Genomic DNA, 14,724 nt, shown 5'->3' with positions numbered 1-14,724 from the left:
ACCCAAATTGAATCTTTATGTTTAAGAAATTCATAGACAGACCTGTCTTAGCTACTGTTATCTCCGTTTTGCTGGTGATACTTGGGATACTTGGTCTGACCAATTTACCCCTGCAACAGTTCCCCGATATTGCACCACCGGCGGTTCAGGTTATTGCAAATTACCCTGGCGCGAATGCAGAAACCGTTCTTCGCTCTGTTGCTCCTTCGCTTGAAGAATCAATTAATGGAGTTGAAAACATGAGCTATATGAGCTCAACCGCCAGTAATGACGGATCTTTGGTGATCACCGTTTATTTCAAACTAGGTACCGACCCGGATCAGGCGGCGGTCAATGTTCAAAACCGTGTCTCTCAGGCGACAAGCCAGTTGCCGGCGGAGGTTGTTCAGGCAGGTGTAACAACAGCCAAACAGCAAAATAGTTTGCTTATGGTGGTTGACCTGTATTCAGAAAACGAAGCACTTTATGACCAGACATTTCTCGCAAACTATGCGCAGATCAATATTATTCCAGAGATCAAAAGGATTAAAGGAGTCGGTCAGTCGATAATTTTTGGCGGAAATAAAGATTATTCGATGCGTGTCTGGCTGAAACCTAGCCAATTGGCGACCTACAACCTGACGCCAAATGACGTAATTGCCGCAATAAGAGACAAAAACCTGGAAGCTGCACCGGGGAAATTCGGCGAAAACAGCCAGGAATCTTTCGAATACGTAATTAAGTATAAAGGAAAGCTGAACAAGCCTGAGGAATACGAAAATATCATCATCCGCTCGAATGCAGATGGTTCGATTTTGAGGCTGAAAGATGTCGCAAAAGTTGAGTTCGGCTCTTATACTTACGGGAATTTTACCCGCGTAAATGGCAAACAAGGTGTGAACATTGCGACGATGCAGCTTGCCGGATCCAACGCCAATGAAATTCAGATTGCGATTCAGGATCTGATGAAAAAAGCGGAAAAAGATTTCCCGAAAGGAATGAAATATCTGATTTTGTATAACACCAAGGATTCTCTGGATCAGTCCATAGAGCAGGTTCAACATACTTTGCTTGAAGCATTTATCCTGGTTTTCATTGTGGTTTATATTTTCCTGCAAGATTTCCGCTCAACCCTTATCCCTGCGATTGCAGTACCGGTTGCCATTTTGGGAACATTCTTTTTCATGTCCCTTTTCGGCTTCTCGATCAACCTGCTTACCCTTTTCGCTTTGGTATTAGCCATAGGAATTGTCGTCGATGATGCCATTGTAGTCGTCGAGGCCGTTCATTTAAAAATGGAGAAAAAAGGATTGCCGCCGAAGGCAGCCACTGCCTCTGCAATGAGTGAAATCACTGGCGCAATTATCTCGATCACCTTGATCATGTCTGCCGTATTCCTTCCCGTTGGTTTCCTTGAAGGTTCGACCGGTGTTTTTTATCGTCAGTTTGCCTTTACACTGGCTATCGCAATTGTGATTTCAGCTGTTAATGCGTTGACATTGAGTCCTGCCTTATGCGCCATTTTCCTGAAAGAACACAAACATCATGAAAATGGAGTGTATGTCAAAAAGAGCTTCAAAGAGAAATTCTTCATGGGTTTCAACGCTTCGTTTGATAAACTGACAAACCGTTATGTAAGCAGTCTTCGTTTCCTGATCCATTACAGATGGCTAAGTCTGGGTGCATTGGCTTTGGTTACAATCGCGACAGGTTATATGGTCACTAAAACGAAAACCGGCTTTATACCTTCTGAGGATCAGGGATTTATTGCAATTTCATTATCGATGCCAGTTGGTGCTTCGCTGGAACGTACAACAGAAGTTGTTCACAGAGCAGAAACCATTCTTGGATCGATGGAATCGAAACAAACTTTGATGGGGCTTTCGGGATTTAATATTCTTACGCAGTCTTCCAGCCCATCATCAGCCGTTGCTTTCGTCTTGCTAAAACCTGCCAAAGAACGTGGTTCGGTTAAAGACATCAACGGAATAATGAACGAAGTCCGCCAAAAACTCGGAGCGATCAAGGGAGCAAATTTCTTCGTCTTTACCTTCCCTACCGTTCCCGGGTTCAGTAATGTCGACGGTCTTGACTTTGTTTTGCAGGATAGAAATGGAGGAACATTGGATAAATTCAGCGGCGTGGCCAATGGTTTTATCGGTGAATTAATGAAACGCCCTGAAATCGCAGTAGCATTTACAGCTTTCAGAGCCGATTATCCACAGCTTGAAATGGAAGTTGACGAAGTGAAAGCAGAACAGCTAAGCGTCAATGTGAAAGATATTTTGCAAACCATGCAAGCCTATTTTGGTAGTGCTCAGGCATCAGACTTTAACCGTTTCGGTAAATATTACCGTGTTATGGTTCAGGCAAATGTCGCAGATAGGGCGGATCCGGCTTCCATGGACGGAGTGCTTGTCAAAAACCGGTTGGGGCAAATGGTTCCGATTAATACGCTTGTGAAAATGAAGCGCGTATATGGTCCTGAAAATGCTTCCCGCTATAATCTTTTCAACTCGATTGGTATCAATGCAATAGCAAAACCCGGGTTCAGTTCGGGGGACGCGATCAAGGCAGTTGAAGAAGTTGCTGCAAAGAATCTACCCAACGGATTTAAGTATGAATTTTCGGGTATGACCAAGGAGGAAATCTCGTCAGGTGGCCAGTCGGTTGTTGTATTCATGCTTTGTCTGGTTTTCGTGTATTTCCTTCTTTCGGCTCAGTATGAAAGTTACATCCTTCCATTCGCCGTTATTTTATCCATCCCAACCGGAATTTTCGGTGTGTTTGCAGCGATTGGTTTGACAGGAATTGAAAACAACATTTATGTACAGGTTGCGCTGATCATGCTAATCGGCTTGTTAGCGAAAAATGCAATTTTGATCGTAGAGTTTGCGGTGCAGCGAAGAAAAGCAGGAAAATCGTTATTATTTGCTTCCCTCGAAGCTGCAAAACTGCGTCTTCGTCCGATCATCATGACCTCGTTAGCGTTTATCGTTGGACTTATTCCCATGATGACCGCAACCGGCCCATCCGCTCAGGGTAATCATTCAATCAGTATAGGAGCAGCGGGTGGTATGATCACAGGCGTTGTTCTTGGATTATTTATCATTCCTGTTCTGTTTATCGTCTTCCAATATCTACAGGAAATGGTGACAGGAAAACCTGTTGCCGTTGTCAAAAACGAAGTCGGCGAATTGGCGGAAGCTATTTAAATTATATTATGAAAAAGTACATCAATATACTCACGTTTTTTGTCTTGCTAACTGTCTTGGCAGCATGTAAGATCTCAAAAAACGTAGAAACACCGAAGGCTGCATTACCTGAAACTTTCAGAAATGCGGTCGCCACAGCAGATACTGCAAGCATTGCAGATTTACCGTTGGATAGCTTTTTCACAGATGCTTCGCTTCAAAAATTGCTTGACAGCGCGATCGCGAAGAACTATGATATGCAGATTGCGCTTAAAAATATTGAAGCATCGCAGCTTTTGTTCAAGCAAACGAAATGGGCTTATTTCCCGGATGCCAGGCTGCAAATCAGTGCCGGTTCGAACCGCCCTTCTGATAACAGTTTAAATGGATTAAGTGCCAGTTCATTTTTGAACACAACACATATTGAAGATTTCACGGCCAGTGTCGGCCTATCCTGGGAAGCTGATATATGGGGAAAAATTAAGAACAGAAATGGTCGGGCACTGGCAGAATATCTTCAGACAATTGAAGTAAAAAATGCAATTCAGACCAATTTGGTTGCTATGGTTTCCCAGGGTTTCTACAACCTGCTGATGCTCGACGCACAGCTTGGTATCGCTGAAAAGAATCTGGCTTTAAGTGATAGTACCCTAAGAATTTTTGGATTCCAGTTTACTTCCGGACAGGTAACGTCGCTTGCCATTCAGCAAGCAGAAGCGCAAAAACTGACAGCCGCAAAACTGATTCCTGAATTGCAACAAGCAATAACATTGCAGGAAAATGCGCTGAGCATACTTGCGGGAGATTTACCTGGAAGGACGGAAAGAAATTTTAAACTTGATCAGGTTTCATTCCCTGAAACGTTGGCAACTGGTGTCCCGACATCAATTCTAAACCGTCGCCCGGATATCCGGCGATCAGAACTTGCCCTGGATGTGGCCAACGCCAACGTTGGAATAGCAAAAGCCAATATGTACCCGGCTCTTACGATTACAGCATCAGGCGGCATCAATTCTTTCAAGGCTTCAAACTGGTTTAACATTCCGGCTTCTTTGTTTGGTGCCGCGGCAGGCGGACTTACCCAGCCTTTGTTTCAACGGAATCAGCTAAAAACGCAGTTTGAAGTTTCGAAATTAGAACGCGAAAGAACGGTGATCGAATTCAGACAGACGGTATTGTATGCAGTTGGTGAAGTATCCGATGCATTGGTAAAAATTGAAAAACTAAAAGAACAGCAAACCATCGCTGACGCGCGGGTAAGGACGTTGCAGCAAGCGATATCAAACTCTAAAATGCTTTTCCAAAGTGGTATGGCCAATTATCTTGAAGTGATTACCGCACAGAGCAACGTACTTCAAAGTGAGCTGGAATTGGTAGCGATTAAGCGTGCGCAGCTTGCTGCAAACGTTGATCTTTACCGATCACTTGGCGGAGGCTGGCGAAATTAAGCTTTGATTATTGTGGTTAAATAATAGTTAAACAGGTCGCAGGAATTTCTCTTCTGCGGCCTGTTTTTGTTTCAGAAAAATATTTATAATTCGCAGAACTATCTATTAAAACGCTGGATAGTTTAAAACCAGAAACCGAGACGCAGCATGATTCTTGGCGATTCTTCTGTTTTTTCTTTTGGAAAAAATGCACCGAGTGATAACGTCGCAATGTCAACGGGTGAAAACCAGACACCTCCTCCATAATCATAATGCCAGTTCTCGGACGGATATTCTTTCAGCCAAACACGACCGTAGTCGAATCCGCCAAATACTCCGAAGGTGAAAGGAAGGGTTTCATTATAACTGCTGTTGACTTTGATGCGAAGGTCAGTACTGTGCCAAAGGCTGCTTTTTCCGTAAAACCGCTGGGTTCGATAACCGCGCAATCCCTGACTATCCTGATTTCCGCCCAGTGTCGGCATTTGGAAAAACTCGTAACCGGAGCCAAAATTTAAACCCGTACCGATCTGCGACGCAACGACAAACCTTTCCTTTTTGTCCAAACTTTTGTAAAAAGCCAGCTGCGCCCGTAAAGCAGTGAAATTATTATCTTCTTTCAAATTCCGCGTCCAGTTCAGATCGGTATGAAAACGGATTCCGGAATGAGGTGAAAAAATATTATCGACATTGTTGAAATCAAACCTGGCCTGGACACCGCCAAAATATTTGGTATCAAATATTTCACTTTTGTCAAGATCACCATCTGTTGTGGTGAGGTACCGGCCAGCCGTCTGTTGAATTTTTGAAACTTCCAGTGATGGCCCGAGCGCGACAAACCCGTTTAAACCCAACCGTTTTTTAATAGCAGGATAAATATGAATGGCTTTCTGGCGCACACGATAAAAATTCGGATCATCGACAGGACGCTGGCTGTCATTTCCTAAGCCGGAATAATTAAAAGCATAGGATGGACCGTGGAAGAAGGCATCCAGATAAAAATCAAAGCTCTTGAAAGCATTTATAAAATCGCCTGTATAATTTATTTTTAATGCCTTTGTTCCAAAAGAAAAACTTCCGCCAATATGCTGGATCGAAGCATAGGGCTCTTTTTTGAAACCATAACGGATCATCGTCAAACTTCCGCCTATCAAAAAACCGTCATCAGGGTTGTAACCAACAATCGGAATCGGCATGTTTATGTTGTAATCACTTCCCGTTCCCCGGCGATCATAAACATTATACCGGTATAAACCTGTCCGCTTGTCCTGAGTTTCTTTGCCTTCAATCACTACGTTTTCAGCAAGGTCATCATAGACAATCGTCTTCTTTAATCCGTCTCGCACTGCCGAGCTATCTATAAATTTATCCCTACCCGTACCACCAATCAACCGAATTTTAATGCCTTTTGTAGAAGATCCTTTCGTGATAAATTCATCATCATTCCCGTTGCCATAAATATTGATGGTTTTGGTTATCTGGTGGTCAAATATTCTTTGATATTCAAGCCGTTTCTCTTCTCCTTTTTTCGATATTTCATGAATCGTAACGCGGGTATGATCGTCATCCATCCTTTCAATTTCAAATCTTTCACGCTCCTCGGTTCCTAAAATATCAACTGATTTACTTACAAAGGCATAATGCTCGCTCGCGATTTTTAATAGATTATCACGCCTCGTTTTGATGCTTTTGATAATCCACGGGGCCGAAAGGTTTCGTGCCTTATCCGGCCATGATGTAAAAGCACTTTCAATAACCTGATCCGTTAGATTTGACTGAATATATTTTACCTGCTTTTCCCACTGTTCCCAATCAAGTTCAGTCAAGAACGTCCGATCAAAAAGCCGCGCACTCCAGCTTGTCCATTTCATGCTTTTGATTTCCGGCTGATAGGTTTGGAGCTGCCTTAAAAATGGCATTGTTGTCAGCTTCGCGATTGACGTAAATAAGCCGTCGTATCTCGAAAAAGCCTGATCGCGATCACGTGGAATCGGCCGGTACAAAGTGACACCATCTTCCTGTTTAATCGACGACCATGTCCATTGATCATCATGCCGGTCCCAGTCGCCGATGATAAAATCGAGTAACCGGGTTCGCAGTGCCCACTCCTCATCTACCTTATACCTTCCGTCTTTGAGAATATTCTCCATGAGTTCAGGTGTACCCACGATCTTATCGGTGTTACCAAAAAATGCGTCGTTTTTCCAACGTTTTCCATCAGGCCGTTCTTCGAATAAGCTCATACTACCCCCAAAAATCGGGTTAAAAACACCCAAAGCTGGTTGTGATGGCACATAGAATAATTGGGGGTTGGTATGATAAACCTGAATAGCATCGGCTAAGGGAGGAATCGCTAGCGGCGCAAACGGATGTGTAGAAAGGAAATTATCTTCCGCGATGTACTTTGCAGCAGTCATTTTATTAAAAGGAAAAGGCAATAACCGACTCACATCTTTGGTCATACCACGAAGAACATATTCCTTACCCGAAGAATCGCTCAGACGAAGCGAATTTGTCTGATTTCCCCCACCCTGTTTTACAGGCGTCAAACCGCCCTGATATGTCGCCAGGTCAAGTACCGGGAATGGGTAGATTTCCTGGTAAAGTGCCCGGTTGTGTGATCCGAAAAGGAAGTTATGACCCTTGTTAACGCTTTTTACTGTGCTTGCCAGGATCGGTTTATCAATAGAATCTTTGTGAAGATTATACTCTGTAAAAACGGGTGGAGAATCATCTTTTGCTTCTGTCAGTTTACCTTTGATTTTCTTCTGAAAAACCATTTCTGCATTAGAGGCATCTCCATCGACTTCCCAAAACTGAACCCAAGATTCTCCATTTTCATAAAAAGCCAAGGTACTGTATCCCAAAGCCGCGGAGGCGAACTGCGAACCCTTTCCAAGTTTGACTGGCGCCGTTCTGGAACCACTTCCGCTTACAATAAATTTCTGCGATTCGTTTTCGATTAACTGCAAAGCATTTTCATGAGCGCTTGCAAAAATAAAACTGCCGTTTTTGCGCACACCAGCCATCATTCCTGCCTTCATATCTTTGTAATACGGATTTGAGACATCCTGTTTTGGTCCGATACTGCTTCGTAACAGGGCAGCCAAACTCCCTAAAACTGGCAATGGGATATATAAATTTTTATTAACGGCTGTTAAGGGAAAAATGTGTTGTTTAACGGTAAAATTTCCACCATGTTCGCCGTAAGAATAAGGCGGATGATGCAGCGCTATCACGACATTTTTGTTCTTATATTTTCGGACAAGATTTTCAAAAACAAACTTAAATGTTGCGCGGTTTTTTACATCGCAGCCATCATTAATGGTCGGTTCCTTATCCCAATCGGTCAGCCACCATTGAGAATCAACCACCAAAACCACAACCTGGTCGTTCAGCTCAACCACCTCCGGACCGGAACAGCCATCATCAGGAATGAAATAGTTTTCAAAATCATCTATGTCAGTTTTGCCTCGGCGACTGTTAAGATAATTTTCAATATAATTCTCTTCTCGTTTTAAGCCTTTCAACCCCCAGCCTTTCCAATCGCGATTTCCCGGCAGAAATATTGGTCTTCCTTTGAAATTTTCAAGCGTCTCTAATTCCGAATTAATCCGGTATTCAGCCTCCCTTCTTTCAACAGAATCTTCCTTCGGCGGCATCCCTTTTTCGTAAATATTATCCCCCAGAAACAGGATAGAACTTTTCGCGGACTCTGTTGGTAATTTTGTTTTTAAATATTTTAAAACAGGAGAATGAGAAGTCGGCGAATCGTCTCCCGCATTTCCAATCAGGTACATCGTATGTGTTAATTTCAACCCCGGATCAGGACTTTCGTTTTTCCAGCCGGCCGCATCTTTCACGTATTGATTCTTTTTATAGGAGGCACAGGAGGAAACCAGCACTAGCCCCAAAATGCCGATCAGGAAAAGTAGTTTTATTTTCATAACGACGATTTAAAAACACGATGCGTTTATAAACAGTAAATCCATAAGCATATAACCATCCCAGCTCGGCCTGACGAAGAGCGAATGAAACCCGAAATACGGTTGACGATAATTACTTCGTCAATCTTTTAAATTTTAAGATGTTCCCATCCTTCATATCATCTCCTTCGTTGGAGATATAAAGATTTCCTGATTGATCAAAGGCAATCCCCTCAGGCTGATTGAAGTTATTGCTGCTCAGGGGATAAGCTAGTTTTGATTTCCAATTTTTGTCTACCACGATCAAAGTTTTATTCAGGCTTGAAAGTATATACCAGTCTCCTGAAACCGGATTTTTCGCCAAAGCGGACGGTTGAAAACCTCGCTTTACCTTTACTCCCAGTGCTTTTATCTCATCCACATTCAATGAAACATTTCCTGTTTTTTCAATCGTATTTCCAACGCTCAAAATGTAACCAGACACTTTTTTTTCAGGATTATCAACTGAACAAGCTTTACACAAAACGTAAATTTTTCCGGTCGCTTCGTCTCCAAATATGCTTTCATACTCACCTTTCGGCAATAAATTCTTCCATTCCATTGATTTACCTGTTTCTACAAACTGAGCTTCGGATACAGGGAATGTGAATAAACTCCCATTGCTTTCTAAGATAACAACTTGCTCTCTGACCAAAGTTATATCTTCATAATCACCTTTTCCAGAGAATTTAGTTTGATTATGTTTTTGATTTTGCCAGTTCAGGCGAAAAACTTTCCCTTCTTCGTCCTGAACTGTATATACGACGTTGCCTTTTCCTTTGTTAAAAGCAATTCCGGAAATTTCTTTGAGGCTTTCCGGCATATTAAAAGTTTCTGGCCGGGATAGATCGTATTCTTTGGGAGTATTTGATTTGTTCCCATCGGAATTACATCCCATACCCAGAAGGCTGAAAACGAACAAAATCCGGAATATAATTTTCTGGCCTGACATTTCTAACATTTTAAAACAGACAAAACTGTCTGTTTTATTTATTTTCAGCGGATAGTAATTCATAAATCGCCTCCTGAGACCGTATCTGCTCCACCCCTTCGTTTTTCAGCGAAACATTATTCAGATCCTTATCAATCAAAACTGCCTGTACGTTATCCTTCCACTGAATGGCAAGAAGGTCAATCATCTGCTTTCTTATAACATCATCATAGATCGGAAAACAAACTTCAATTCTTCGATAGATATTCCGGTTCATCCAATCAGCCGATCCCATATATACTTCGTCTTTTCCATTGTTATGGAAAAGAAAAATCCGGCCATGTTCCAGATACCGGTCTACGATTCTTTTCACTGTAATATTTTCGCTCTGGCCGGGAATTCCCGGAATCAACCGGCAAATACTGCGGACAATAAGATTGATTTTCACACCGGCATTCGAAGCATCGTAGAGCTTCGATATCAAAACCTCTTCTTCCAGATTATTCAATTTTATTGTGATGGAAGCCGCCAAGCCACGTTTGGCATTTTCAATCTCTCTGTCGATCAATTCCAAAAAGCGTGTCTGCAAATTGAACTGCGCGACAAGCAAATGCTGGAAAAGAATATGCTGCGTTGCTTTGCCTTTTCGTTTTCTCAAAAAATCAAAAAGTGCTTCCATCTCGGCCAATATGGGCTGATAGGCGGTCAGCAAAATGTGATCTGTGTAGAACCGGGCGGTGCTTTCATTCAAATTACCTGTCGCCAAAAGTCCAAGGTAAGGGGCGCTCTGATTCTTTCTTTTCACCAACGCAATCTTCGCATGAACTTTCAGCAGGTTGCTGCTATAAATAATTTTCACCCCGGCAGCCTTCATTTTTTTTGCCCACCGGATATTGTTCGCCTCGTCGAAACGGGCTTTTAATTCAACCAAAACTGAAACCTTTTTACCATTTTTGGCAGCACTGATCAGCGCATAACCAATCCGGGAATCACTGGCAACCCGGTACATAGTCGTATAAATCCGCTCCACAGAGGTATCAATCGCAGCCTCGTTGAAAAAACGGATTATGGTATCATACGATTGATAAGGCGCATGGACAATCCTGTCTGTTTTCTCGATTGACCGAAATAAAGTTTCGTCAATTTCAGAAGATTTGATACTCTGAACAGCGGGCCAGGGCTTATACGAAAGCGAAGCATTCGGGACCGGAAGCTGTGCCAGATCTTTTAGGTTATGATGTTTTCCGCCTTCAACAACCGACGCCTTTTGAAGATTAAAAATCTCGATCATTTCCTGCAAATGCATTAACGGCATACCTGGCTCGTACAGGAATCTGGTGGCAAAACCAAAATCCCGTTTCCGAAGCTGTTTTTCAATTTTAGACGCCAGGTCTCCATACTCATCACGAAGATCCAACTCCGCGTCTCTGGTAATTTTGATATTGTACGAACCAATAATTACCGCTGACGGAAAGAGATGCTGTAAATTCTGGCGAATTACATCTTCCAAAAAAACAATATAGTCGCCGTCTTCCTGCGAAATTTTGTAAAAACGCGGCAAGTTATTTGTCGGGATATTGACCAGGAATAACTGCTCGTCGCTTGATGCATACTGAACAATAACTGCCTGGTAAAGCTGGTTATTTTCAAGAAAAAAATCCGTATTTTTCTTAATGGCGATTGGCTGCAAATAACCAGCGACTTGCGTAAAAAAATAATAGTTGGTTTGACCTTCTAACCTCTCCGGAATTTTTTCATTGTAAATTAACTTAAAACAATGGCTGGTCAACCCAGGCAAAACGGCCTGATTAAAAATCTGTCCAAACTGTTCCTGTTGACGATTAATGATCTGAACCGCCTTTCTGTATATCGTCAGGCCGGTTTTCTCTTTATCAATTTTTTTCAACGCCAAAAGAGCGGGCATTCGGACGCGGTAAAATTCATCCAGATTTGACGAAAATATTGACAGAAATTTGATCCTTTCATTTAACGGAACAGATTCTTTTCCTGCCTCCTCCAAAACCCGTTCATTAAAAGAAAGCCAGCTGATATCCCGGTCTGCAAAAAAATAAGCACTCATTAGTAAGGAAAATTAAGATCCGAGAAACAATGAACTGATCACAAAAGCAATCACGGAGATCACGATGCCAAACATAAAAATATTGTAACCGGTGCGTAAAAGGCGATATTTCCTCCCCAAAATAATGCCCTGTGAGTAAACATCTTTGGTCAGACTGCCATATAAAAACTCCCGATCGTTCATCATCTCCTGCATACCGCCTGCAAAATCTTCGTAAGTCATCCGATAAAAATTACCAAAAAAGAGCAGATTTACTTTTCTATTTTCAATGTCTTCTTTCGTAAAAGTGCCGGGCGGGACTGATGGCCGTGTGGAAAGAATGGAGAAAACCATGGTCGTCACGCAGACCGTAAGCAGCATTAAAGTCGGTACAATTAAATTTGAATTATCTTCTAGCTTCCGAAGCAGGACACTCAGCAGAACAGAAATAATAATCGAATTTGTTGTAATCATGATATTGGCTTTGTTGTCCGCCATATCACTCAACCGCTGGTGATTCCCTGAACTAATCCGGAACATCGTTTCGATACCTTTATCCGGCCTGTCATTTTTAATCTTTTTGCTCTTTTCATTTTCCTCCTCAGCTCCTTTTATTTCCACTTTCTTAATCTCACCAGAGTTTTCTTTCTGCGGTACAATAGTCGGCAGATCAGGTTTTAAACTTCCCTCTTTCAGTAGTTTCTTTTTCAGTTTTTCCAGATTTTCCAGCTTTCCACTTTCTAAAAAATTTCTACAAAAATCGGTATGGTATTGATGAGATTCCAGGAACTTAATCGTCTTAATCCGCCAGGCATTCTTATCTATTTTCTCACCGGAATTTAGCTCAGCTTCTTTGCGTAGCAGCTTACTATTTTCTGAAAATTCATCCGTACCCAAATGATATAAATCTGCATCGCAAACTATTTCTTCCAGCAAATTTTTGGGAGATTGAGGAATATGCGTTGCCAGGATACAGCCTTTTAAAGCCATAATGATTTCCGGCTCAACGGTAAGTTCTGTCAAAAAAGTCGCAGCGATTTCAGCACCTCTTTGTTCATGGCCGGAAGCTTCACCGGTGTAATAGCCGCAATCATGAAACCAGGCGGCCGAAACAACTACAAAAAAATCCCTGTCATCTAACTTGTAATATTTCGCGAGTTTTAAGGCACTGTTGACAACATCTTCCGTGTGCCTGAGATTATGGTATGGTAATTCGGATGAATCCTCTCTGTTACTCCCTGATTTAACAAAGTTTTCAACCTCTTCCAGTATGACAGCATAATTCATTTAAGGCGCAGATTTGGTTTAGAAATTAACGTTTTCAAACTCCGGTTACTTTCTTCAAATATCTGCATAAGATTCCATATTTGCGTTTATTCCTGTTTAATCAGTTGAATTTCTCCCGAAAATTTTACTTTGTCACCAACTACAACGCTGCCTGCTTCGGTGACCGCATTCCACATCAGCCCAAAGTCTTCCCGGCTTATTTTTCCTTGTACAGTAAATCCTGCTTTCCGCTGACCGTACGGATCGACTGCAATTCCTCCAAACTCGACTTTAACTTTGACATGGTGCGTAATGCCCTTAATGGTCAGCTCCCCTTTCAATTTGCTTTCTTCATCCTCGACATGTAGACCTGTCCCGACAAATTTGATCTGGCTATGTTCTTCGCCGTTGAAAAACTCGGCAGATTTAAGATGTGCATCCCGCTGCTCATTTTTTGTGTCAATTGAATCAATGTCTGCGGTAAAAATAATGTTGGAAGCCGTCGAAAAATCCTCATCCTCCGTGGTTACTTCCAGATTGAAGTTCTTGAAATAACCCGTAATTGTGCTTATCATCAGGTGTTTCACCTTGAATGAAATCTCGCTATGCGCCGGATCGAGTATCCATTTAACTTGTGCCATAAGTAGAAGGTATTTATTATTAGGGTAGAAAAAAGTTTTGAATTCATGCAAGCAAACTTATTTCATAAAAGGCTTTGAAGAAATGTCTAAAAGCCGGCTTTTGTTGTATTTTTAATTCAAAAGCAAAGAATTTAACTGAACAAAATGTTTAAGTTGAAGTGGAACATGATAGTAGCATGGATTATTTATCCAAAACGCATCCTAAAAACTTAGCTGTCCGTTAATTTCCTTCTTAAAATTGGTGTAACTGCGGCCTGATACATTTTTAAAAAACTTGCTAAAATGGGCGATATCATCAAAACCAAGATCGTAAGCGATTTCCTTCATACTTAAATCTGCATAAGCCGCCTGTCTCTTCGCTTCCAGAACAATACGCTGCTGAATATGATGACTTGCCGGAAAACCGGAGACCTTTTTTATAATCTCATTCAGATAATTAGGCGTCACAATTAATTCCTCTGCATATTCTGTCACCATTTTTTTCTTTGTAAAATTCTTTTCCAGGAGCGAGTGAAATTTCTTGGCTAGTTCAACATTTTTAGATTGTGTCGTTCTATAATTGAGGTTTTCATATTGACGCGTCAAATGAATCAGGAAAATTTTCAAGAAAACTCTCAAAATTTCGGAGCGCAGCAAAAACATATTATCAAATTCTTCTTTCATTTTCAGCGCAGCATGTTCCAGTTCCCGCTCCATTTCTTCATGTACAGAAAATGCAGGGGAATGTGAAAATTTGTTGAACAAACCGGTATTCAAAAGCAGATCGAAATTATTCTCATGAAGACATAAAAACTCGGAATTAAAAGAGATCACATATCCCTCCGTGCGCTCTTCGGGATGAAATAAATGGATTTGTCCTGGCCGGAGGCAGTAAATGGTATTATTGGCGATCTCAAATTTTTCCAGATCAATCAAGTGAGTGCCTGAACCCTCCTTTACCCAAATGATCATATAATAGTTGTGTCTTTGAGGCACAACGTCGTCCTTCCACTTATTCTCCCGCATCCAGTCAATGGTTTGTATTTCAAAAGGCAGATTGCTCGCTGTCTTCAATTGCCGCATCGGCGGCGCAACCGTCTTATTCAGACGAACACCAGGGTTAAGATAATTTTGAAAATTGTTAGTCATCATTGAAGCGTTTTGTTGGTGAGAGATCGAATCTTGAAACCAATCATTTGTAATCAGTTACTCACTTTACTACGCCATAAATATGCCAAAATCTCCTAACCGGTTGAAAAGATAAAACAAACTTACAACTAACT

The 14,724-nt window shown here is 41.7% G+C and carries 8 protein-coding genes; 2 read left to right on the top strand and 6 right to left on the bottom strand.

Going from position 1 to position 14,724, the window contains the following annotated elements; translation table 11 throughout:
- Positions 1–17: 17 nt before the first annotated feature.
- Both L0657_RS06430 and L0657_RS06425 read left to right on the top strand, forming a co-directional pair.
- Positions 18–3,194 carry an efflux RND transporter permease subunit gene (locus L0657_RS06430; protein ID WP_235149594.1) on the top strand — a complete coding sequence of 1,059 codons (3,177 nt, stop codon included), beginning with the start codon at positions 18–20 and terminating at the stop codon, positions 3,192–3,194.
- Positions 3,195–3,202: 8 nt separating this feature from the next.
- Positions 3,203–4,621, top strand: a complete 1,419-nt coding sequence (locus L0657_RS06425; protein ID WP_235149593.1) for a TolC family protein — start codon at positions 3,203–3,205, stop codon at positions 4,619–4,621.
- A 122-nt stretch (positions 4,622–4,743) separates the two neighbouring features.
- On the opposite strand, the gene L0657_RS06420 is transcribed toward L0657_RS06425, so the two are convergent.
- The 6 genes from L0657_RS06420 to L0657_RS06395 all read right to left on the bottom strand — a co-directional run bounded on the left by L0657_RS06420 (position 4,744) and on the right by L0657_RS06395 (position 14,593).
- Positions 4,744–8,547 carry a metallophosphoesterase gene (locus tag L0657_RS06420; protein ID WP_235149592.1) on the bottom strand — a complete coding sequence of 1,268 codons (3,804 nt, stop codon included), beginning with the start codon at positions 8,545–8,547 and terminating at the stop codon, positions 4,744–4,746.
- A 112-nt stretch (positions 8,548–8,659) separates the two neighbouring features.
- Positions 8,660–9,517, bottom strand: coding sequence for an SdiA-regulated domain-containing protein (locus tag L0657_RS06415; RefSeq protein ID WP_235149591.1), 858 nt, complete (start codon positions 9,515–9,517; stop codon positions 8,660–8,662).
- A 34-nt stretch (positions 9,518–9,551) separates the two neighbouring features.
- On the bottom strand, positions 9,552–11,576 hold the full coding sequence (gene ppk1, locus L0657_RS06410; protein ID WP_235149590.1) for a polyphosphate kinase 1: 2,025 nt from the start codon (positions 11,574–11,576) through the stop codon (positions 9,552–9,554).
- Between the two features lie 12 nt (positions 11,577–11,588).
- The gene (locus tag L0657_RS06405) at positions 11,589–12,842 is read right to left on the bottom strand and encodes a Pycsar system effector family protein (protein ID WP_235149589.1); all 1,254 of its coding nucleotides are present in this window, start codon (positions 12,840–12,842) and stop codon (positions 11,589–11,591) included.
- Between the two features lie 86 nt (positions 12,843–12,928).
- Positions 12,929–13,462, bottom strand: coding sequence for a YceI family protein (locus tag L0657_RS06400; RefSeq protein WP_235149588.1), 534 nt, complete (start codon positions 13,460–13,462; stop codon positions 12,929–12,931).
- Positions 13,463–13,663: 201 nt separating this feature from the next.
- Positions 13,664–14,593: a helix-turn-helix transcriptional regulator gene (locus tag L0657_RS06395; RefSeq protein ID WP_235149587.1), complete on the bottom strand. Its 930-nt coding sequence runs from the start codon at positions 14,591–14,593 to the stop codon at positions 13,664–13,666.
- Between the last annotated feature and the right edge of the window lie 131 nt (positions 14,594–14,724).

It is taken from the genome of Dyadobacter sp. CY345 (assembly GCF_021502725.1).
Lineage (GTDB): Bacteria > Bacteroidota > Bacteroidia > Cytophagales > Spirosomataceae > Dyadobacter.
Note: the sequence above shows the minus strand (reverse complement) of the source record. Positions and strands in the feature narration are given on the sequence as shown.